General features: G+C 69.6%; 11 protein-coding genes. 6 read left to right on the top strand and 5 right to left on the bottom strand.

Annotation, left to right across the window (positions count from 1 at the left end; genetic code table 11):
• Positions 1-57: 57 nt before the first annotated feature.
• Both OHA86_RS10880 and OHA86_RS10875 read left to right on the top strand, forming a co-directional pair.
• The gene (locus OHA86_RS10880) at positions 58-10977 is read left to right on the top strand and encodes a LamG-like jellyroll fold domain-containing protein (protein ID WP_329174526.1); all 10920 of its coding nucleotides are present in this window, start codon (positions 58-60) and stop codon (positions 10975-10977) included.
• Positions 10978-11068: 91 nt separating this feature from the next.
• Positions 11069-11554 carry a hypothetical protein gene (locus tag OHA86_RS10875; RefSeq protein WP_329174524.1) on the top strand — a complete coding sequence of 162 codons (486 nt, stop codon included), beginning with the start codon at positions 11069-11071 and terminating at the stop codon, positions 11552-11554.
• Between the two features lie 78 nt (positions 11555-11632).
• On the opposite strand, the gene pyk is transcribed toward OHA86_RS10875, so the two are convergent.
• From pyk to pta, 3 genes are all read right to left on the bottom strand, one after another.
• On the bottom strand, positions 11633-13051 hold the full coding sequence (pyk, locus tag OHA86_RS10870; protein WP_329174522.1) for a pyruvate kinase: 1419 nt from the start codon (positions 13049-13051) through the stop codon (positions 11633-11635).
• 66 nt (positions 13052-13117) lie between these two features.
• On the bottom strand, positions 13118-14290 hold the full coding sequence (locus OHA86_RS10865) for an acetate kinase (RefSeq protein WP_329174520.1): 1173 nt from the start codon (positions 14288-14290) through the stop codon (positions 13118-13120).
• Complete coding sequence (pta, locus tag OHA86_RS10860; RefSeq protein ID WP_329174518.1) at positions 14287-16371, bottom strand: phosphate acetyltransferase; 2085 nt, start codon at positions 16369-16371, stop codon at positions 14287-14289. Before pta ends, OHA86_RS10865 begins: the two co-directional genes overlap by 4 nt.
• 198 nt (positions 16372-16569) lie before the next feature.
• Here pta and OHA86_RS10855 point away from each other — a divergent pair, with 198 nt between their 5' ends.
• The 4 genes from OHA86_RS10855 to OHA86_RS10840 all read left to right on the top strand — a co-directional run bounded on the left by OHA86_RS10855 (position 16570) and on the right by OHA86_RS10840 (position 19280).
• On the top strand, positions 16570-17568 hold the full coding sequence (locus OHA86_RS10855; protein WP_329174517.1) for a 2-hydroxyacid dehydrogenase: 999 nt from the start codon (positions 16570-16572) through the stop codon (positions 17566-17568).
• 25 nt (positions 17569-17593) lie between these two features.
• Positions 17594-18619 carry an ATP-dependent 6-phosphofructokinase gene (locus OHA86_RS10850; protein WP_329174516.1) on the top strand — a complete coding sequence of 342 codons (1026 nt, stop codon included), beginning with the start codon at positions 17594-17596 and terminating at the stop codon, positions 18617-18619.
• Positions 18620-18716: 97 nt separating this feature from the next.
• Entirely contained in the window at positions 18717-18905 is a 189-nt protein-coding gene (locus tag OHA86_RS10845) for a DUF4236 domain-containing protein (RefSeq protein ID WP_329174514.1), read from the top strand.
• Positions 18906-18965: 60 nt separating this feature from the next.
• Entirely contained in the window at positions 18966-19280 is a 315-nt protein-coding gene (locus OHA86_RS10840) for a GlsB/YeaQ/YmgE family stress response membrane protein (RefSeq protein WP_329174512.1), read from the top strand.
• 183 nt (positions 19281-19463) lie between these two features.
• Here the strand turns inward: OHA86_RS10840 and glgB are convergent, their stop codons facing one another.
• Together glgB and OHA86_RS10830 are read right to left on the bottom strand one after the other, a co-directional pair.
• The gene (gene glgB / locus OHA86_RS10835) at positions 19464-22181 is read right to left on the bottom strand and encodes a 1,4-alpha-glucan branching protein GlgB (protein ID WP_443071695.1); all 2718 of its coding nucleotides are present in this window, start codon (positions 22179-22181) and stop codon (positions 19464-19466) included.
• A 95-nt stretch (positions 22182-22276) separates the two neighbouring features.
• On the bottom strand, positions 22277-23791 hold the full coding sequence (locus OHA86_RS10830; RefSeq protein ID WP_443071694.1) for a maltokinase N-terminal cap-like domain-containing protein: 1515 nt from the start codon (positions 23789-23791) through the stop codon (positions 22277-22279).
• Positions 23792-23807 lie beyond the last annotated feature (16 nt).

Raw genomic sequence — 23807 nt, 5'->3', positions numbered from 1 at the left:
GCGGGGTCAGCCGTGTCATCAGCGCGTCGGTCGTGGGGGAAAGTCCGTTCAGTCGCGATGTACGTCGTCGTCTTAGCGCTCATCGCGGTTCAGGGCACGCAGGCAGCGGAGGCATTGTCGCACCCGAGTCCGAAGATGCCGGACGCCCCTCACCAACAGGTGGGTTCGGCCTCCGGACTCGGTCACCAGGTCTCGGCCGCCGCAGACGGCAGTAGGGCCGCATCGCGGCTCGGCGCCGCTTCCGAGGGCCGGGCCAAGGACAGTGTCGGCCCGTACCGCTGGTATGCGCGGCAGAACCACCCAACCAACTCCGGCAGTCGTGTGCACAGGGCGCCTGCCCCCACGACCGTGCCGAGCCCGATCCGCGGCTATAACTCCAAGACAAGCGTGGAAGTGCCGTCACTCGACTCCTCGGACTCCGTCGTGTTCAAGAACGCCGACGGCACCTACACCGCCAGGATGTACACCCACCAGGTCAACCAGCAGGTAGGCGGTGTGTGGCGGCGGACCACCCAGGTGTCCCCCAACGGATCCGGAGCGAAGGCGACCGGACGCACTGACACGTACGCTGTCGATACCTCGTACCGGGTGCTGCCCGCGTCCAACCCCAGCGGGCAGGGCAACAGTTCGGCGGCAACCTACGTGGAATCCGGGGTCACCCAGAACTTCAACGGCAACGGGCAAATGTACGTCGGCCAGTATCAAGGCCACAACTACAACACATTCTTGCAGTTCGGCGGCTTTGGCTCCCAGTTCGCCAACGACTACGTCGTCAACGCCACGTTGTGGCTTGACACCGAGTACTCAGGACAGGAGGTCGGGCTGACCGACTGCTCTGTCCAGCCGGTCAACGTCGCACCGGTCAAGTCAGCCTGGGACGCCACCAAGATCAACAGTTTTCCCGGTCCGGGCGCTGCGACCCAGATCGGCACCGCCAGCTTCGCAGCTGGCACTGACTGCCAGAACGGCCGCCAGTGGGAGGGCATCAACCTCGGCAACAAGACGGCCATGAACTGGGCGCACGGCTGGGCGCCCAACTACGGCCTGGCGCTGACCGCGCCGAACACTGCACAGGGCGCTAAGGAGTTCTATGCCAACGACCCTTACATCGCCGTAGAGTTCACGCCCAACGGCGCGGGCGCCACGTACTCCGAAGTCAGCTACGCGTCGCCGTGGAACAATAAGCCCGGCTGGGGCCAGGTGACCGTGCAGAACGAGGGTACTGCCACGTGGACGCCGACGAACGGCTACAAGCTCTCCTACCAGCTCTACACGATCTCCGGGACCACCCGCACCCTGCTCAGTACGCCCGCCGCTACCCCCGCCGTCATGCCCTCGACAGTGGCTCCCAACCATCCCGTCACCGTTACCGCGGCGATACCCGCCCTCGCGGTCGGCCAGACGTATCAGATCTGCTGGGACATGTCGTACAACGGCACACTCTTCTCCGCATACGGCGTCGCACAGACCTGCTACAGCTTGCCGGTGGTGAACAATCCCCCCACTGTCGACACTTTCAACCCTGGCAACAATGGCGCGGTCTACAGCCTCACTCCGATCCTTGGTATCACGGCGCACGACGCAGACAACTATCCGGGGACCGCTCTCAGCTACTCTTTCAACCTGTATGTCAACGGCTCGACCACCGTGCTCGCGAGCTCCGGCTCCCTGACGACCCCGAACTGGACGGTCCCGGCCGGCAAGCTCGCGTATGGCGGCACCTTCTACTGGACGGTGCAGGTCACGGACAGTCAGGCCGCTTCGCTCTGGTCGGCGCCCGACTACTTCTACGTACCCGCCGCGCCGCAGCCGCTGGTAACCGCGCACCTCGGAGTGGCGCCGTACGACAGCACGGTCAAGGGTGTCGACCCGCAGGTGGGCGACTACTCGACGCAGGCCACCGATGCCTCGCTGCCCGGTCCCGCAGACGGCCCGCAGTCCCAGATCGTGCGCACCTACAACAGCCTCGACCCAGGAAACTTCAAGGCGTTCGGCGTCGGCTGGTCCTCACTGCTCGACATGCGTGCGACCCCGGACTCCGACGGCACCGGAAATGTCGTGGTCACTCTGGCCGACGGGCGGCAGGAGCGGTTCGGCGCCAAGGGCGACGGCACCTTCAGCCCCTCGCAGGGCGACTCCACCGTGCTTTCGGGGCCCCCGAAGGGTTACGGCACGCAGGGCTACAGCCTCACCGACAAATCCGGCATGCTCTACGTCTTCAGCGAGCAGGCGACCGACCCGGTGACCGGACAGGCCTACTTCGGGATCACCCAGTTCGGCAATCGCGGTGGCCACGGAATCGATCTCTTGTGGGACAACGTAGACCTCGTCCTGCAGGACAACAGCACTATCCAGGCGTGGGAGCCGATCGCCGCGGGCTACTCCGTCGACCAGTACAACGGCTTCAACAACGGTGCGACCAACGCAATCCCCGAGGCGGGCATTCTGGAACTCTCCTGGGGTGTCCAGCAGATGACCGTCGGTGGCCTCACGAAGAACGTGCCGCACATCACCACTGTGCAGACCTACACGCCCTCGTCGCCTTCGAAGATCGATCCCTGGACCTACAGCTACGACGACACCGGCCGTCTGAAGGCCGTGTGCCCGCCGGACGACGAGTCCAGCTCGTCCACCGCGTGCACCGCCTACACCTACACCTCGGGCGCCCAATCCGGCTCGCACTTCGCCTCCGTGGTCCAGGACTCCAACCCCACCGACTATTGGCGTCTGACCGACGCCGCCGGTGCCGCGGCCGCGGCCGACAGCGTGGTCGTGAATCAGGGGATGACCAGCGCAGTACCGACGAACGTCACCTTTGGACAGTCCGGAGCACTGCCCGGCACACCCACCACCTCAGCGCGCTTCAACGGCACCAGTTCGTATCTGGCACTGCCGGACAAGCTGCTGGCGAACAGCAGTAACCTCGCGGTGGGCCTGTGGTTCAACACCACCCAGGCAGGTGGCACCCTGTTCTCCCAGCAGAGCGGCAAACCGGGCACTACGGTCACCGCCAACTACACACCATCGATCTATATCGGCGCCGACGGCAAGGTACACGCCGAGTTCTGGGACGGTCAGTCCACACCGATGGCTTCGCCCACCGCCGTCAACGACGGTAAGTGGCACTTCCTTGTCCTGTCCGGGGCGCGCACCGCCCAGACCCTCTTCCTCGACGGTCGACAGGTGGCCAGCCGCACTGGCAGCGCCATTGCGGTTCCGAGCAGCGAGCCCTACACGACGATCGGCGCCGGACAACTCGGCGGTACCTGGCCGTCGCTGCCTGCCGCGAACCCGCTGGGCTACTTCAGCGGGCAGATCGAGGACGTCTTCTTCCTCCAGCACCCGCTCGGGTTGCCCGCAGTGCAGCAGGAGTACACCTCCGGGGCCCTCGCCGCCAGCGAACTCGCCGGTTCCACCTTGCCATCCGGGAAGGTCGCCTTCTCAGTCGGCTACGACCCGGTCACTGACCGGGCCACCTCGGTAACCGACCAGGACGGCGGCACCTACCACCTCTCCAACCCGGTCACTACCGGGAGCGACGCCGACTATCTCGGTGCTGTCCGAGGCACTCGTCCGTCATACGACTATCCGATGACCGAGGCGTCTGGTCTGACGTCCGTCGACCAGTACGGCATCGACCAGCCCGACGACGGATCGACCGACGGCATCTATAACGACGTCACGTTGGGTGAGCCCGGCATCTTCGGGCCGGGCGGCGACAGCGCCGCCGGTTTCAACGGCGCCTCCTCCTACGTCTCACTGGCGCCGAGAGCGCTGGACGACACCACCGGAAGCGCCTCGGTGGCCCTGTGGTTCAACACCAAGCAGGCCGGCGGTGTGCTTCTGTCCTACCAGAACGGCCAGATAGGCACCGCGCTCACCGGTAAGTACACGCCCGCCCTCTACGTCGGGACTGACGGCCTGCTGCGCGGCGAGCTCTGGGACGGGCAGATTTCCCCGATGGCCTCCAAGGCTACGGTGAACGACGGTCATTGGCACCTGGTGGTCCTGACCGCTTCCGGCACCACCCAGAAACTGTGGCTGGACGGACAGAGCCAGGCCACCCGCACCGGCGTTTCGATCGCGGGTCAGGCAGAAGTCCTTGGCCAGAGCACCGTCACCGTCGGTGCCGGGTATATCGCCGGCTCCTGGCCCAAGCCGCCGACCAACGCGCAGGGCTATTTCAACGGTGAGATCGGCCAGGTCGGCATTTACCAAACCGACATCGACCAGACCGGAGTCGAGGCAGCCCTCGGCCTGTACCAGGCCAAGGGCTCCGCCACCGCGCTCACGCCCACCACGGTCGAGACGGTCACCGACCCGAATCAGGCCACCGAGAGTTACAGTTACGACCCCACCAACGGAAATCGCACCACCGCCGTCACGGATGTGATGGGCCACCGGACTACGTTCACTTACGACTCGATGGGCTTCCAGGACGCCAGTACCGACCCCGACGGGCACACCACCACTAGGCAGCACGACAAGTACGGCAATGTGCTGGAGACCACGACCTGCCGTCAGGCAAATTCGTGCCAGACATCTTACTTCTCTTATCACATCAACGCGGCAGACCCGATGGACCCTCTCAACGGGAAGGTGACCTTCGCAGCCGACGCCCGCGCCGGCTCTGCCGGCACCGCGAATAGTGCCTACCGCACCGCGTACACATACACCCCCTTCGGTGCGCTGTCCTCGGTGACCACCCCGCCCACGGCCGACTACCCGGCGGGCCGCACGACGCGTTACACCTACTACACAGGCAATGAGAAATATGCAGACGGCAGCGGAAACCAGCACCAGGAGACCTTCGGCCTGCTCGCCACGGTCACCGACCCACGCGGACAGACGACCCGGTACCACTACTCGGACGGGCACGGCGTCGGCGAGGTCTCCGAGCGGATCGAGCCGTCCGGCGAGACGACGTACTACGGCTACGACGCCCAGGGCCGGTTGGAATCCCAGACTGTCGCTTCAGACTCTTTTCCCGTTTCGTTCGACGACTACGGCCTGATCCACGGCGGAGTCTCCACCACGTACACCTACGATGCCCTCGACCGCATCGTTGACCAGACCGGGCCTGCCACCACCGACGCCATCACCGGCAAGGTGCACACTCCGACGACAGAACACAGCTACGACGTCGACGGCAAGCCGTCGAGTCAGCGCGTTTCGGACAGCACTGGTGGTGACACAGGCCGCACCACCATCATGGCCTACGACGACAGCGACCGGATCAAGTCGGTCACCGACCCGGCAGGGCTCGTCACCTCCTACTCCTACGACGTCTTTGGCCGCAAGAGCACCGAGAGCGACCCGGACGGCGTTACGTACGCATATGGCTATTCGCCGATCGGGCAGCTGACGACCACCACGCTGAAAGACTGGGTCGGCGACCCGACCGCGCCGTCCGACGCTACCGACCTGGTGACAGAGTCCCGGGCCTACGACCCGGCGGGCCGGCTCGCGTCGGTCACCGACGCCATGGGCCGTACGACGACGTACAGCTATTTCGACGACGACCTGCTCCAGTCCGAGACGGTCGCAGCCGGGACGGCCAGCGCTCAGACTGACAAGGCGTACGACTACGACGCGGCCGGCAACATGACCTGGGAGTGCGACGTCTGGCAGGCAGGCGTCTGCGCCCGGGAGACCCGGTACACCGTCGACGAGGCGGGGCGGACAACCCGTACCGTCGTCGACCCGTCCGGCGCCGACCGGGTAACGGTCAACACCTTCGACCCGGACAACAACGTGCTCTCCCAATTGCTCACCGGCAGCGGCGGCGACACCCGGCAGATCGGCTTCGGCTACGACACGTTCGGCAACGCCACCTCCCAATCGGTCCGCACCGACGCCAGCGGGCCCACCGGCTACTGGCCGCTGAACGAGGGGGCGGTCAACGCCGCCGACTCGTCCGGCAACGGCTTCACCGGTACCCCGAGCGGCGGCGTGAGCTGGTCGGCTCCCGGGGGCAATAGCAGCCACTTCGACGGCACTTCGGGCTCGGTCCTGACTAGTGGGACACCGGTCGTAGACACGACGAAGGACTTCAGCGTTTCAGCGTGGGCCTATCTGGACAGCACCAGCACCACCAAGGACTTCACGGTGGTCAGCCAGCAGGGCAGCCAGAACAGCGCCTTCCAGATCGAGTACAACCACACCACGAAGACCTGGGGCTTCGTTCGGCCCAGCAGCGACACCGCGAGCCCGTCTGCCACCTACAACGCCACCGCCACTGCGCCGGCCACCGCCGGTGTGTGGACCCATCTGGTCGCAGAGTACGAGCCCGAGCTCGGCTGGATGACCTTTTGGGTCAACGGCGTCCAGGTCAGCGGCGTCTGCCAGACGTGCGCGGCCTTGGTCGTGGACCATACCCCGATTGCGAGCACCTCTGGCGTCGCTATCGGCCGCGGCAAGCTGGCGGGCGCGGCGGTCAACTTCTTCCCCGGCAAGATCAAGGACGTGCAGCTCTACTCCCGGCTGCTGTCCGACGGCGAAGTGGGCCAGCTCTACACATCGGGCACCTCCGCCGACCAGTCGCCGATTGCTCTGGGCGCGGCCGGATGGTGGAAGCTCAACGACGGCGAGAGCCCGGGTGCCGCGGACCTCTCCGGCGCGGGCAACCCGGGCAAGCTCAACTCCGCCACGAGCTGGTCGCCCGACAACGGCGGCTCGGCCGTCTTCGCCGGTGCCGGTGAGATCACCACCGCGGGACCGGTGGCCGACACGGGCAAGAGTTTCTCGGTCTCCGCTTGGGCGAAGATCACCGCAACTCCGGCAGGCACGTGGCAGACCGTCGTCTCCCAGCAGGGCAGCAAGGCGGCCGGCTTCTCCCTCGACTACAACGCCACCGCAGGCCGCTGGGCCTTCGACCGGGCCACCACCGACGTGGCGGCGCCAGCCACGGCCGGCGCCAATTCCACGGCCGCGCCTGCGCTGAACACCTGGACGCATCTGGTCGGCACCTACGACGCGCCGACCGGCAAGATGACCCTCTATGTAAATGGAGCGGCGCAGGGCACCGCGACCGACGCCACTCCGTTCGCCGCCACCGGCCCGTTGGTCATCGGCCGCGGCTGGAGCAACGCAGCCGCTGCCAATCGTTTCAACGGCTCCGTCAGCAAGGTGCAGGTCTACAACCGGGTGCTGTCCGCCGCCGAGGTCGCCGCACTGCACTCAGGCGGCGGCACCGCCGGCTCAGCCCCACTCGTCACCACGACAACCTACGACGAGCGGGGTCTGCCCACCGCGACGACCGATCCACGCGGCAATGCGGCCGGTGCGACCGCTGCCGATCACACGACGAACTACACCTACGACGAGGCTGGCCAGCTCACCACCACCACCTATCCGAGAGTTGCTGCGGAGTCGAACGGCTCCGACCCTCAACAGGTTGTCCCGTTCACCATGGTCGGCTACAACACCTTCGGCGATCAGATCGAGTCCGACGACGCGGACGGCAGGATCTCCACTGACACCTTCGACCCTGACAGCCAGCTCCTCGCGTCCTCGCAGCCGGCCTACACCCCGCCCGGAAGTTCCACGCCGATCACCCCGACCACGTACTACTCCTACAACGGGATGGGCCGCCCGCTCACCGTGCAGGACCCGTTGACCCACACGGCGAGCTACGTCTACGACCAACTCGGCAACCAGGTCCAGGAGACCTTGCCGGGCGGCTACGTCACCCATGTCGGCTACGACACCGACGGCGAGGTTCTGAGTACTACCGACCCGGCCGGCGCGCAGACCCAGGCGACGTACAACCCGCTCGGCCAGCAGATCACCGCCACCCAGTTGGAACGCGTCCCGCAGCCTGCCGCCTTCACCACGACCTACGGGTATGACGCCTTGGGCGACCCGACCACGGTCACCGATGCGCGCCAGAACACCACCACCACGGGCTACGACGCCCTCGGCGAGCCGACCACGGTAAAGGACCCGCTCGGCAACACGACCAAGTACGCCTACGACGTGGCCGGCAAGGTGGTGAAGTCCACCGCTGCCGACGGCAGCGCGGCCGTCTACACCTACGATCGTGCCGAGCGGATGGTCGGCAGTTCGGAGCTCGATGTCAACGGCTCCGTGATCAGCTCCATCTCCAGCGGTTACGACGCCGACGGCAACATGGTTTCGTCGACCGACGCTCGGCAGCACACCGGCACCGCCACCTTCGACGCGCTCAACCGCACGGTCAGCCAGACGCAGCCGGCCACCGCGACCACCTCGATCACCACCGGATTCGGCTATGACGCGGCCGGACACGAGACTCGCTACAAGGACCCGAACAGCAATAGCACCATCTTCACGTACAACGCGCTCGGCCTGCTGGAGAGCACGGCCGACCCCAGCGTCACCGGGCAGACCGCAGCGGCCGACCGCACCACCACCTACGTGTACGACGCCAACGGGCGGCCGACGACCGTCACCCGCCCTGGTGGAGTAGCCATGGTCAACACCTACGATGCCAATGGTCTGCTGAAGACGCAGTCGGGAACCGGCGCGGAAAGCGTGTCCGCCACCCGCAGCTACGGTTACGACGCCGCAGGTCGGCCCGCCTCCGTCTCGACCCCCGCTGGCAGCGACGGCTTCAGCTACGACGACCGCGGGCTGGTCGTGGGTATGACCGGTCCGTCCGGCAGCGCCTCCTACTCCTACGACGAGAACGGCCAGATCCAGTCGCGCACCGACGCGACCGGGACCGCGGCGTTCGGCTACGACGACGACCAGCAGCTCAACAGTGAGACCGACCCGCTGACCGGGGCCACGATCGGCATCGGCTACAACACTGTCCATCAGGTAAAGAACATCACGTATGGCGCTGGCGGCCCGACCCGCACTTACGGTTACGACGCCGCGCACCGGGTCAAGACCGACCTGCTGACCAACCCGCAGGGTGCCACCGAGTCGTCCACAACGTACGAATACAACGCCAATGGGCAGACCACCTCCAGGGACGTCGTCGGCGGGGTGGGTACGGGCTCCAGCGTCTACGACTACGACTTCGCCGGGCGCCTGACCTCGTCGACCAGCGGCGGCGCGACCACAGGCTATGGCTATGACGCCGACGGCAACCGCACCAGCGCCGGGTCGGCCATCGCCACCTACAACGCGCGCGACCAGCTCACCTCGGTGACGAGCGGGTCCGCCACCAGCAACTACACCTACACCCCGCGCGGCACCGCGGCCAGCATCACGACCGGGGGTTCCACCACCACCATCTCCTCCGACGCCTATGACGAGGAGACGGGCACCAGTGCCGGTACCAGTTACACCTATGACGGCATGGGTCGGCTCGCCACCGCGCACTCTTCTGGACAGAACGCCACCTTCACCTACGGCGACGCGTCCAACAACGCGGTCGGCGACGGCACCGAGGAGTTCGAGCGGGACGCCGACGGCCACCTGATATCCGTCGCCGACGCCACCGGCGGCGATGCCCGGTTCGTGCTGCGGAACAGCCACGGGGACGTCACCGGCACTTTCACCGGTACCGGACCGACGCTCACCAGTTCCGTGGCCTACGACGCCTTCGGCCAGGTGACAGCGGGGTCGGGAGACCGGACCAGCGTCGGTTTCCAGGGCGGGTGGACCGACCCCAGTACCGGCAACGTCAACGCCGCGGCACGCTGGTACAACCCGGCCAACGGCGACTTCACGAGTGCGGACTCCGTCTCCAATACTCCGTCGCCAGCCGTTGCCGCCGACCCCTACGCCTACGCCGACGACGACCCGCTGGATGCCAGCGACCCCAGCGGGCACGATGCCTGCACCAGCGATGACCTCCAGGCGCAGGAGAGGGCGTGGGAGGCCCAGGCGGCGCAAGCCGCAGCGAATGCGAAGGCGTCGCTGGCCGCCTTCACCAAGAACTTCTCCGCGAACATCGCCCAGATGAACCGTGACGTGGCGGCGGCTCAGAGTCGGAGGGACGCCTCAAACCGAGCATTCAACGAGCGGATCGCGCAGCAGACGTCCCAGTTCGAATCCGAGTACAACGCAGCCATGAATACGCCGTTCCCCGTGCACAGTTCGTATTCCCCCGGTGGCCTCCCGCAGACTCACAACTCGCTCTCATACGGCGGCTACTCCGCCTTTTCTGGCGGCCACACCCCCTCATCCGCATCCTCCGGATCTTCCGGCGGAGGGATCAACTGGGGCCTGGCCGGTGCCTGGTCCGCAGTGGCGGGGACGGGTGTGATGGCCGCCAAGACGACCGCCGACTGGTTGGCCAGCGACACCGCGAAGGGGATCGGTAGAGGGCTGCTCGGCCTGGGCGAAGACGAAGTATTGGAGTTCCTCAGCTATGCCACCCAAGACTGCGGTGCCAACGGGGTCCCGACCCGGCCGGGCCAGCAGAACCTCGGTGGATCCAACCCAGCCCCCATCCTCGGTACCACCCCCAACGAGGACACGACTTCGGCGATCAGCCACGCCGGGGCCAGCGCGGTCGCCGCGACCGACACCGCCACGGCCACGGCAGATGACGAGGCGGAGGCTGGGAAGCCCAATTGCAACAACGGTATCGAGCAGAACGGCAAGGGAAACATCACCTACCTCCCGCTGCAGCGGGAGGGAGACTTCTGTGTCGCCTCCGGGGCCTTTGCCGACCTCGACCAGTCCGACCACGTGAAAGCCAAACGACCAAAGCTGGGTTTCGTCCTCCCCGGGTTCGATGACCTCCCGGGGGACAACAAGTCCCGTGGGCACCTGATCGGATACGCCTTCGGCGGCTCCAACACGGACACTCGCAACTTCGTTGCCCTGTTTCAGCAGGCGAACCAGAGCATGTTCACCTACGCGGAGGAGCCGGTACTCAACGCAATCAAGAACGGGGGGCACGAGTTCGTTGAAGTCAGGCCCTACTACGGGATTCCCGGCGATCCCAGACCCACCACGGTGTGGTTCACCGCGGTGGGTACTGTCAACGAGCACTGCGTCGTTTACAACGTGCCGACAGGCGGCACGGTCTGCTGACCCGGCTGACTGACCACGATGCCGACCGGGGCGCCCGGTCGGCATCGTTATTCGTTCAGCAGCGCATGAGAACCGAGGAACGGAAAGCACCATGTCCCCCATTGATGACCTGATCCCGCTGCTCGGCGCGCCCCCCGGCGCCGACGCCGAGCCGGTGGAGGCCCTGCAGCGCCTGTGGGGTGTGCAGTTCCCCGCCGCATTCCTCGCGTTCGCGAAGGCGTACGGTGATGTGGCCGTCGACGATTACCTGTACATCTGGGGAGCCCACTACCTGGAGTCCTACGCTGACTCCATGGGGCGCCAGATGGAGGCACAGTCGGGCCTGCCCGCCCCCGTGCTGCCGACCAAGGGCGGCATGCTGCTGTGGGGCAACACGGTGGAGGGCGATCAGCTCTTCCTGGTCGACCGCGGTGAAGGCCGCTGGACGGTCTCTGCTTTCCGCCGCGGGTGGGGGGACTGGTACGACTCCGACCTGGCCTTCGTGCCGTGGCTGCGCGGCGTCCTGACCGAAGAGGTCGCTGCCGAGTGGTTTCCCGAGTGGGACGAAGTCCACGAGATCTGCCAGCTCACCCGCTGATGAGCGACGGTGCGCCGTGGCCCGTGCCTCCGTTCGGAGTACGGGCCACGGCGCACCGCTCACTGGCCGGACCGGGCGTCAGCCGCCCAGGTGGTGGACGCGGACGAGGTTGGTCGTGCCGGGGAGGCCGGGAGGGGAGCCGGCGGTGATGATGACCGTGTCGCCGTTGGTGTAGTCGGAGAGCTTGAGCATCTCGCGGTCCACGATGCCGACCATGTCGTCGGTGGTGTCGACGTGCTCGACCACGAAGGCCTCGACGCCCCAGGTCAGCGCCAGCTGGTTGCGGGTCGCCGGGTCGGTGGTGAAGGCCACCACGGGCTCGGGGACGCGGTAGCGGGCCAGCCGGCGGGCGGTGTCGCCGGACTTGGTGAAGGCCACCAGCGTCTTGGCGTCCAGGAAGTCGGCCAGCTCGGCGGCGGCGCGGGCGACGGCGCCGCCCTGGGTGCGGGGCTTCTTGCCGGGGGCCAGCGGCTGGAGGCCGCGGCACAGCAGCTCCTCCTCGGCGGCCTCGACGATCCGGCCCATCGTCTTGACCGTCTCGACCGGATACTTGCCGACCGAGGACTCCGCGGACAGCATCACCGCGTCGGCGCCGTCCAGGATCGCGTTGGCCACGTCGGAGGCCTCGGCGCGGGTGGGCCGGGAGTTGGTGATCATCGACTCCATCATCTGGGTCGCAACGATCACCGGCTTGGCATTGCGGCGGCACAGCTCGACCAGCCGCTTCTGCACCACCGGCACCTGCTCCAGCGGGTATTCCACCGCCAGGTCGCCGCGGGCCACCATCACCGCGTCGAAGGCCGCGACGATGTCCTCCATGTTCCGCACCGCCTGCGGCTTCTCCACCTTGGCGATGACGGGGACCCTGACGCCCTCCTCGTCCATCACCCGGTGGACGTCGCGGACGTCCTTGGCGTCGCGCACGAAGGACAGCGCCACCATGTCGACGCCCATCCGCAGCGCGAACCGCAGGTCGTCGATGTCCTTGTCGGACAGCGCGGGGACGTTCACTGCGGCGCCCGGCAGGTTGATGCCCTTGTGGTCGGAGATGACCCCGCCCTCGACCACCAGCGCCCGCACCCGCGGGCCGTCCACCTCGATGACGCGCAGCGCCACATTGCCGTCGTTGATCAGGATCGGGTCGCCCTGGGAGACGTCGCCGGGCAGGCCCTTGTACGTCGTCCCGCAGACGGTCCTGTCACCGGCGACGTCCTCGGTGGTGATGGTGAACTCGTCCCCCGCGATCAGCTCCACGGGGCCGTCGGCGAACTTGCCCAGACGGATCTTGGGACCCTGCAGGTCGGCGAGTACGCCCACGGCCCTGCCGGTCTCCTCGGCCACCTTGCGCACCCGCTGATAGCGGTCCTCGTGCTCGGCGTGGCTGCCGTGGCTGAAATTCAGACGGGCCACGTTCATGCCGGCCTCCACCAGTGTCTTCAACTGGTCGTAGGAGTCAACGGCGGGACCCAGGGTACAGACGATCTTGGCTCGGCGCATGGGCGCTATCCTATCGGTTTGTTCCGGTGCGGAATATTCCTGGGGCGTCGCGCTGCTCCGGGACGGTCAACCATCGTGCTGGCTCTTCTCGGTGTGTGCCAGTGCGTACGTCTCACGGGCGATCTCCAGCTCCTCGTCGGTGGGGACCACGGCCACGGCCACCCGTGACGTCAGGGCCGACACCAGGCGGGGCGCCTTGCCGCGCACGGCATTGCGCACCGAATCCATCGTGACACCCAGATTGTCGAGACCCGACAAAGCCGCCTCACGAACGGCAGCCGAATTCTCGCCGACGCCGGCGGTGAAAGTGATCGCGTCGACCCGGCCGAGCACCGCCGTGAAGGCCCCGATGTAGCGGCGCAGCCGGTGCACGTAGACGTCGAAGGCCAGCCGGGCCGCCTTGTCGCCCTCGCCCATCCGGCGGCCGATCTCCCGCATGTCGTTGTCGCCGCACAGGCCCAGCAGCCCGGACTTCTTGTTCAGCAGCGAGTCGATCTCGTCGGTGCTCATCCCGCCGACCCGCTCCAGGTGGAAGACCACCGCCGGGTCCAGGTCCCCCGAGCGGGTGCCCATCACCAGGCCCTCCAGCGGGGTCAGGCCCATCGAGGTGTCCACGCACACCCCGCCGCGCACCGCCGAGGCCGAGGCGCCGTTGCCCAGGTGCAGCACGATCACGTTGACCTCGGCGGGCTCCTTGCCGAGCAGCGCGGCCGTCGCCCGCGAGACGTACGCGTGCGAGGTGCCGTGGAAGCCGTAGCGGCGGATGCCGTAGCGCTCGGCTGTCGCGGTGTCGATCGCGTAGCGGGCCGCGGCCTCGGGGAGGGTGGCGTGGAAGGCGGTGTCGAAGACCGCGACCTGCGGCAGGTCGGGGCGCAGCTCGCGGGCGACCTCGATGCCGGTGATGTTCGCCGGGTTGTGCAGCGGCGCGAGCGGCACCAGCTCCTCGATGCCGGCCAGCACCTCGTCGGTGATCAGGGTCGGCGCGGTGAAGCGGGTGCCGCCGTGCACCACCCGGTGGCCGACCGCGGCCAGCTCGGGGGAGTCCAGGCCGAGCCCGCGCCCCCTGAGGTCGCCGGCCGCCTCGCGCAGCGCCTGCGCGTGGTCGGCGGCCCCGCCGGGCTCGCCGATCCGCTCCACCACCCCCGAGGCCAGCCGCTGCTCGCCCGCCATGTCGATGAGCTGGTACTTCACCGACGAGGAGCCGGAGTTGAGCACCAGCACCCGCGTGGCCCCGCTCATGAGGAGTCTCCCTGCTGCGCCTGGATCGCGGTGATCGCGACCGTGTTGACGATGTCCTGCACCAGCGCGCCCCGCGACAGGTCGTTCACGGGCTTGCGCAGGCCCTGCAGCACCGGCCCGACCGCGACCGCGCCGGCCGAGCGCTGGACGGCCTTGTAGGTGTTGTTGCCGGTGTTCAGGTCGGGGAAGACCAGCACGGTGGCCTGCCCGGCCACCGCCGAGCCCGGCATCTTGGTGGCCGCCACCGACGGCGCCACGGCGGCGTCGTACTGGATCGGGCCCTCCACCAGCAGCTCGGGGCGCCGCTGCCGTACCAGCTCGGTGGCCGCCCGTACCTTGTCGACGTCGGCGCCGCTGCCCGAGGTGCCGGTGGAGTACGACAACATTGCTATCCGCGGCTCCACGTCGAAGCGGGCCGCGGTCGCGGCGGCCTGGATCGCGATGTCGGCCAGCTGCTCCGCGTCCGGGTCGGGGTTGACGGCGCAGTCGCCGTAGACCAGGACCTTGTCGGCCAGGCACATGAAGAAGACCGACGAGACGATGGCCGCGCCCGGCTTGGTCTTGATGATCTCGAAGGCCGGCCGGATGGTCGCCGCGGTGGAGTGCACCGCGCCCGACACCATGCCGTCGGCCAGGCCCTCCTGCACCATCAGGGTGCCGAAGTAGGACACGTCGGCGACCACGTCGTAGGCCAGCTCGTAGTTCACCCCGCGGTGCGCCCGCAGCTCCGCGTAGAGCGCGGCGAAACGGTCCCGCAGTGGTGAGGTCTGCGGGTCGACGATCCGCAGGCCCGGGTCGTCCAGCGCGATGCCGAGGTCGCCGGCCTTCTTCCGTACCGCGTCCTCGTCGCCCAGCAGCGTCAGCTCGCACACGCCCCGGCGCAGCAGCACCTCCGCGGCCCGCAGGATGCGCTCCTCGGCGCCCTCGGGCAGCACGATCCGCCGCTTGTCGGCCCGCGCCCGCTCCAGCAGCGCGTGCTCGAACATCATCGGGGTGACCCGGGCGGACCTGGCCACCGAGAGACGCTCGGTCAGCTCGGCGGTGTCGACGTGGGTCTCGAAGAGCCCGAGCGCGGTCTCCGCCTTGCGCGGGGTGCCCGCGCCGAGCTTGCCGTCCAGCGTGAACAGGCCCGTCGCGGTGGTGAAGGAGCCGGTCGCGACCGCGAGCACCGGGGTGCCGGGGGCGAGCCGGTTGGCCAGCGCCAGGATGTCGGCGCCGGGCTTCTCGTCCAGGGTCAGCAGCACCCCGGCGATCGGCGGCGAGCCCGCCGAGTGCGCGGCCAGCGACCCGATGATCAGATCGGCCCGGTCGCCCGGCGTGACCACCACGCAGCCGGGCGTCAGCTTCGGCAGGAACGTCGGCAGCATCGCCCCGCCGAACACGAAGTCCAGCGCGTCCCTGGACAGCCCCGCGTCATCGCCGAGCAGCACCTCGGCGCCCAGCGTCTCGGCGATCTGCGCGACCGTCGGAGCGGACAGCGCGGGCTCGTCGGGCAATACGTACACCGGTACGCCCGGTGTGCGCCGCAGCCGCTCGGCGGCCTCGGCGGCCTCGGCCGGCTCCACCCGGTTGGCGATCATCGCGATCACGTCGCAGCCCAGGTTGGTGTAGGCGTGATGCGCGTTGCGCACCTCGGCGACGACCGACTCGGCGCTCTGCGCCCGGCCGCCGATCACCGGCAGCACCGAGGCGCCGCACTCGTTGGCCAGCCGGGCGTTGACCCCCAGCTCGGCCGGCAGATTGGTGCCGGCGAAGTCCGAGCCGAGGATCAGTACCGTCTCGTACTCCTCGGCGACCCGCAGATAGCCCTCGACCAGCCGGGCCGTCAGCGCGTCCTGGCCCTGCTCGGCCTGGAGCGCGGCGGCCTCCTCGTACCCCATGCCGTACACCGTCGACGGGTCCTGGACGAGCCGGTAGCGGCTGCGCAGCAGCTCGAAGATCCGGTCGGGGGTGTCGTGCACCATCGGCCGGTAGATCCCGACCCGGTCCACCTGCCGGGTCAGCAGCTCCATCACCCCCAGCTCGACCACCTGGCGGCCGTCGCCGCGGCCGATCCCCGTGACGTAGACGCTGCGCGTCACCCCGGTACTCCGTTCCTCAGCCCCTGTGTGGCCGTACGTCCTGACGCTAACGTGCCCGCCGGGGCGACGCCCGCCGAGGTCCGTACCCTACGCATTCCGCCCCGCGCCGCCGTACGGCGCCGCCCGGATGCGGCCTGCGGGGGATCGCCGCACAGTGCACGTAGAGTGATAGGCGAGCGAAGCGAGGAGGGCCGCGGGATGGACGTCCTGGCCACCGGAGTGCAGCGCGACGAGCGGCCCCTGCTGGAGGCCGCGTTTGCCGGGCGGCACGAGATCCGCTGCCTCGAAACCTTCCTCACCGCCGACACGCTGCCGCTGGCCGCCGGCTACGAGGCGGTCTCCACCAGCGTCAACGCGGTCCTGGACGCGCCGGTCCTGGAGGCCCTGGTACGCGGCGGCACCCGGCTGATCGCCCAGCGCTCCACCGGCTACAACAACATCGACCTCGCCCACGCCGAGCGCCTGGGCATGACCGTCGCCCGGGTCGCCGCCTACTCCCCGTACTCCGTCGCCGAATTCGCCTGGACCCTCGCGCTGGCCCTCAACCGCCGGATCGTGCGGGCCGCGGGCCGCACCCGGGACTTCGACTTCCGGCTCGACGGGCTGCTCGGCCGGGACTTCCACGGCCGCACCGCCGGCGTCATCGGCACCGGCAGGATCGGCACCGCCTTCACCGCGATCGCCCGCGGCTTCGGCATGCGGCTGCTCGGCTGGGACATCACCCCGAACCCCGCGTGCGAAGAACTCGGCATGCAATACGTCGAGTTGGACAGGCTCTTCCGGGAAGCCGACCTTCTCACCCTGCATGTCCCGCTCATGCCGTCCACGCATCACCTGGTGGGCGCCCGGCGGCTGGCCGAGATGAAGGAGGACGCGATCCTGATCAACACCAGCCGCGGCGCCCTCATCGACTCCACCGCCCTGGTCGAGACCCTCCGCGACGGCCGGCTCGGCGCGGTCGGCCTCGACGTCTACGAGGAGGAGGCCGGCGTCTTCTTCTACGACAAATCGCTGGAAGTGATGACCGACGACGTCCTGGCCCGGTTGCTGACCTTCACCAACGTGCTGATCAGCTCGCACCAGGCGTACTACACGGTGGACGCCGTCGAGGAGATCGTGGCGGCGACGCTGCGCAATGTGAACGACTATGTGGCAGGCCGGATCACCGAGAGCACACTGATCCCGCGCAGCCCCTGACCCCCTTCCCTGGAGACGCCCGCTCATGCGTATCGGAGTCCTCACCGCCGGCGGCGACTGCCCCGGTCTCAACGCCGTCATCCGGTCGGTCGTCCACCGCGCGCTGACCGGTCACACGGACGAGGTCATCGGTTTCGAGGACGGTTTCGTCGGTCTGCTCGAAGGCCGCTTCCGCCCGCTCGACCTGAACTCCGTCAGTGGCATCCTGGCCCGCGGCGGCACCATACTCGGCTCCGCCCGGCTGGAACGCGGCCGGCTGCGCGAGGCCGCGGACAACGCCGACGAGCTGTGCTCGCGCTACGGCATCGACGTCCTCATCCCGATCGGCGGTGAGGGCACCCTGACCGCCGCCCGGATGCTGTCCGACGCCGGGATGCCCGTCGTCGGCGTCCCCAAGACCATCGACAACGACATCAACGGCACCGACCGGACCTTCGGCTTCGACACCGCGGTCACCGTCGCGACCGAGGCGATCGACCGCCTCAAGACCACCGCCGAGTCCCACCAGCGGGTCATGGTCGTCGAGGTGATGGGCCGGCACGCCGGCTGGATCGCCCTGGAGGCCGGCATGGCCGGCGGCGCCCACGGCATCTGCGTGCCCGAGCGCCCCTTCGACCCCGCCGACCTGGTCGCCCTGGTCACCGAGCGGTTCGCCCGCGGCAAGAAATTCGCCGTCATCTGCGTGGCCGAGGGCGCCCACCCGGCCAGGGACACGATGGACTACGGCGTCGGCGAGATCGACAAGTACGGCCACGAGCGCTTCAACGGCATCGGCACCACCCTCGCGTTCGAGCTCGAACGCCGGCTCGGCAAGGAGGCCAGGCCCGTCATCCTCGGCCACGTCCAGCGCGGCGGCGTCCCCACCGCATACGACCGGGTCCTGGCCACCCGCTTCGGCTGGCACGCGGTGGAGGCCGCCCACAAGGGCGCCTTCGGGCACATGACCGCGCTGCACGGCACCCGTATCGACATGGTCCCGCTGGCCGACGCGATCACCTACCTCAAGACGGTCCCCGAGGACCGCATGCACGAGGCCGAGTCGGTCTTCTAGCCGGCCCGTCCGGCGTGAGTTCCCGTCAATTCACGCCGGACGGCGGTGAAACGCCGGGATGCGGGCACAGGTCACCTCACAACCTCGGGAGGCCTCCATGCCAGTGACATTCCGCAAGTCGTTCCACATACTGCCCGGCGTGCGGGTCAACGTGAACCGCAAGTCGCTCTCGATAACCGTCGGGCGCAAGGGCGCCCACCGCACCTGGTCGACCAGCGGCCGGCGCACCACCTCGGCGGACCTGCCGGGTCCCTTCGGCTACCGGCACACCGACCGGCGCGACTGAGGCCCGGCTGGGCGCCGTTCGAACAGGTATGTCACGACGAGTCAGGGGAAGGCGATGGGCATGGGCATTATCGGATGGATCGTTCTGGGACTTCTCGCCGGCGCCATAGCCAAACTCATCCTGCCGGGACGCGACCCCGGCGGTGTGTTCGGCACGGCGGTCATCGGCTTCGTCGGCGCCCTGCTCGGCGGATGGCTGTCGTCGAAGCTGCTCGACAAGCCGATTCCGCACGACTTCTACGACGGCAAGACCTGGCTGGCGGCCATCGCCGGCTCGCTGGTCCTGCTGATCGCCTACCGCATCTTCTTCGGCGACTCGCGCGCCCCGTCAAGGTCCCGGTCAAGGTCCCGGTCGCGGTCCCGCTCGCGCCGCTGACCGGCCCGCGCGTACGAAGCACCTGAAGCAACGCCGAAGCGGCGGGGATTGTCCCCGCCGCTTCGGCGTTGCATGCGTCCGGCCGCCGGGGGGACCTCTTCCTGCGAGGAAGAGGTCCCCCCGGCGGCCGGTGCGCCGATGTCCGGCGCCGGGTGGCGGGCACCCGGCGCCGGACGGCCGGTGTCAGCCGTGGTCCGGGCGGAGCCAGACGGTGGACAGCGGGGGGAGGGTCAGGGTCAGGCTGTGCGGGCGGCCCTGCCAGGGGGTCGCCTCGGTCTTGATCTGGTCCGGGAGCTGCACCCCGCTGCCGCCGAACCGCGCCTCGTCGGTGTTGAGCGCCGGCGTCCACACCGCGGAGGGGGAGCCGAGGCGGTAGCCGTCGCGTACGACGGGGGAGAAGTTGCTGACGCACAGCAGCGGTTCGCCCGCCGCGTCGAAGCGGAGGAAGGCCAGGACGTTGTCCTCGGCCGCGCCGCCCTCGATCCACTCGAACCCGCCGGGCTCGGTGTCGCACTGCCACAGCGCGGGAGTGGTGGTGTAGACCGTGTTCAGCTCGCGCACCAGGTCGCGCACCCCGCGGTGGTCGGCGCCCGCCGGATAGGCCGGGTCCACCAGCCCCCAGTCCAGGCCCCGTTCGTGCGACCACTCCGCGCCCTGGGCGAACTCCTGGCCCATGAACAGCAGTTGCTTGCCCGGGTGGGACCACATGAACGCGAGGTACGCGCGGTCGGTGGCGCGCTGCTGCCACCAGTCGCCGGGGATCTTGCCGACCAGCGAGCCCTTGCCGTGGACGACTTCGTCGTGCGAGATCGGCAGCACGTAGTTCTCGCTGTACGCGTACACCATCGAGAACGTCATCTCGTTGTGGTGGTACTTGCGGTAGACCGGCTCATGGCTGATGTAGCCGAGCGAGTCGTGCATCCAGCCCATGTTCCACTTCAGGCCGAAGCCGAGGCCGCCGAAGCCGGTGTGGCCCACGTGGTGGGTGGCGCGGGTGACGCCGTCCCAGGCGGTGGACTCCTCGGCGATGGTGATGACGCCGGGGCAGCGGCGGTAGACGGTGGCGTTCATCTCCTGGAGGAAGGCCACTGCGTCCAGATTCTCCCGGCCGCCGTGGATGTTGGGCAGCCAGTCGCCGCCCTCGCGCGAGTAGTCGAGGTAGAGCATCGAGGCGACCGCGTCCACCCGCAGCCCGTCGATGTGGAAGACCTCGCACCAGTACACGGCGTTGGCGACCAGGAAGTTGCGCACCTCGGTACGGCCGAAGTCGAACTCCAGGGTGCCCCAGTCCGGGTGCTCGGCCCGCCGCGGGTCGGCCGGCTCGTACAGCGGCTCACCGTCGAAACGCGCCAGCGCCCATTCGTCCTTCGGGAAGTGCGCGGGCACCCAGTCCATGATCACGCCGATACCGGCCCGGTGCAGCGCGTCCACCAGGTGCCGGAAGTCGTCGGGCGAGCCCAGACCCGGCATCGGGGCGTAGTACGAGGTGACCTGGTAGCCCCACGAGCCGCTGAAGGGGTGCCCGGCGACCGGCATCAACTCCACGTGTGTGAAGCCGAGATCGGCCACGTAGGCGGGCAGCTGCTCGGCCAGCTCGCGGTAGCTCAGACCGGGGCGCCAGGACGGCAGGTGCACCTCGTAGACCGAGAAGGGCGCGCGGTGCACCGGGGTGTCCGCGCGGTGCGCCATCCAGTCCGCGTCCTGCCACTCGTAGGCCGAGTCCGTCACGATCGAGGCGGTCGCCGGCGGCACCTCGGTCTTCCGGGCCATCGGGTCGGCCTTCATGCCGTGCGAGCCGTCGGGGCGGGTGATCTCGTACTTGTACGCGGTGCCGGGGCCGATGCCCGGCACGAACAGCTCCCACACGCCGGTGCCGCCGAGCGAGCGCATCGGCAGCGAGGTGCCGTCCCAGAAGGTGAAGTCGGCGGCGAGGCGGACGCCGCGGGCGTTGGGCGCCCACACGGCGAAACGGGTGCCGGTGACGCCGCCGTGGGTCATCGGCTCCGAGCCGAGCGCCTTCCAGAGCTGTTCGTGGCGGCCCTCGCCGATGAGGTGGAGGTCCAGCTCGCCGAGCGAGGGCAGGAAGCGGTAGGGGTCGTCGAGCAGGTGCTCGCCGTCCTCGTACGTCACCGCCAGGCGGTAGTCCGTGAGGGCGCTCTGCGGGAGCAGGGCGGAGAACAGGCCGTCGCCCTCCGGGGCGAGGTCCACGCGGTGGTCGCCGAGGACGACCGCGACGGCGCGGGCGTAGGGGCGCAGGGCTCGCACCCTGACCCCGTTCTTCTCGGGGTGCGCGCCGAGCACGGCGTGCGGGTCGTGGTGCTCCCCGCTCAGCAGCCGCCGGCGGTCCTCCCCGCCGAGGCTGCCGTTCCCCTCCGGGGCGGCGGCCTCTTCCGAGCCGAGCCCCGCCGCGGGGCGGGTGCCGTCGTGCTCCGGGGCACGCCCCGCCGCCGGACGGGTGCCCTCGCGGTCCGGGCCGAGCCCCGCAGGGGCGCGGGGAACCGCGCGCTCGGCCGGCGCGGCGGCGCGGGGCGTCGGCGGCCGGGTGGGGGTGGTGCTGTCGTTCGCGGGCCGCCGGCCGGTGGTGGGCTGGTCGCGCAGTTCCCCGCGCCCCTTTGGGGCGTCCTCCGGGCGGGCGGGCGGCTCGGCCGGCGCGGCGGCGCGGGTTGTCGGCGGCCGGGTGGGGGTGGTGCTGTCGTTCGCGGGCCGCCGGCCGGTGGTGGGCTGGTCGCGCAGTTCCCCGCGCCCCTTTGGGGCGTCCTCCGGCGCGGGCCGATCCTGCGCCTCCCGGCCCGGGGACTTCGGGGCGGAGCCCGAAGCGGCCGGGTGGGGGGTGCTGGCGTCGTAGCCGCGGGCCGCGGCCTCGGGGAGGGCGCCGCTCGCGGGGTTCGGTTCGGGGTTCACGGGCGGCTTCTCCTCGGGCGGTACGGGCGGGTTCGGTGCCGGCGACGGCGGCGGCAGGGTCGGATTCGGGGTCGGCCGCGCCGACCGCTTGCGCGTCATTGCGGCAGGGCGGTGGCCAGCCGGGCCAGCGCGGACAGCGGGATCGGGAGCCAGGCGGGCCGGTGGCGCGCCTCGTAACGGGCCTCGTAGACGGCCTTGTCCGTTTCGAAGGCCCGTATCAGCACGGGCTGTTCGCGCGGATCGGTGCCCGAGACGGCAGCGTAGCCCGTGCAGTAGGCGTCCCGGTGCCTGGCCGCCCACGGGCCGTTCCCGCTGTGGTGGGCGGCGTAGTCGAAGGACCGCAGCATGCCGGCCACATCCTGCACCGGCGGCGCCGGCATGCGGCGTTCGGCCAGCGGGCGGGCCGGCTCGCCCTCGAAGTCGATCAGCACCCACTCCCCGCCGGGTCCGCGCAGCGCCTGGCCGAGGTGGAGGTCGCCGTGGATGCGCTGGGCGGTGACCGCGTGGCCCGGGAGCGTGACGGCGCCGAGTTTGGCCAGGTCGTCGAACGCGGCCCGCAGCGCGTCGGCGTAGGGGCGTATCGCGGGCACCTCGGCGGCGGTCTCGTCGAGACGCCGTGCCATGCCTGAGGCGATACGTTCCAGCGCCTCCCCGCCCAGCGCCCGTGCCGGCAGCGCGGCGGCGAGCGACGCGTGCACCTCGGCGGTGGCGCGGCCCAGTGCCGCGGCCTCCGCGCGGAAGTCGCCGTCCTCGGCGACCGAGGCCAGGGCCAGCGCCCAGCCGTCGGACGAGCCGGGCAGGAAGCGCTGGAGCACGCCGAGCGTGGTGGGCTCCTCCGCGGCGGGCCCGGGGCCCGGCTCCAGCGACTCGAACCACGCCACCGGCTCCGCGACCCGCCGCGACCCCGCCCTGGCCAGGGCGAGCGACAGCTCCAGGTCGGGGTTGGTGCCGGGGGAGACGCGGCGGAAGAGCTTGAGGATGTAGGCGTCGCCGTAGACCACGGAGGTGTTGGACTGCTCGGCGGTGGACACCCGCGGGGTCAGCCCCGGCGGGAAGTCCGCGTGCGGCTCGGTGGTGAAGCGCAGCCGCCCGGTGCGGCCCGGCAGCTGGAGGCGTTCCAGCAGCAGCGCGGCCAGCCGGGGGTCGTGCGGGGCGTCGTAGAGCGTCAGGCCGTCGTAGGGGCCGCCGACGGCCGGGCCGAGCGCGGTGCGCACCAGCGCGGACGGCAGCAGCGGATGCGCGCCGAGCAGCAGTTGGTAGCAGTCGGCGGGCCGCCCCGGCTGTTCGACGTCGACCAGCACGTGCACCAGCCCCAGCGGTCCGAGCCGGCCGCCGGGCGGCATCAGCTCGGTGGCCGAGGCCAGTCGGAAGCCGCTGATCGGCAGGCCTTTGCCGGCGAACCAGCGCTGCCGGGGCAGCCAGCCGCGCAGCAGCGGTTCGAGCGAGCGCAGCAGTCCGGGCGCCGCGTCGCGCTCGGCGAGCGGCGGCGGCGCTGACGGTGCCGGAGCCGCGGAAGAGGCGGCGCCGGCCGGTGCGCTGGTGGAGGTGGTCGGGGTGGCGGAAGGGGCTGAGGGCACGCGGGGAACACGGGTCCAGGAGCTGTCCGACATGGCGTCCTTTCCCCGG

The sequence above is a fragment of the Streptomyces sp. NBC_01477 genome (assembly GCF_036227245.1).
In the GTDB taxonomy this organism is placed as follows: domain Bacteria; phylum Actinomycetota; class Actinomycetes; order Streptomycetales; family Streptomycetaceae; genus Actinacidiphila.
The sequence above is the reverse complement of the archived record's forward strand: the minus strand, read 5'-3'. Positions and strand labels throughout refer to the sequence as shown.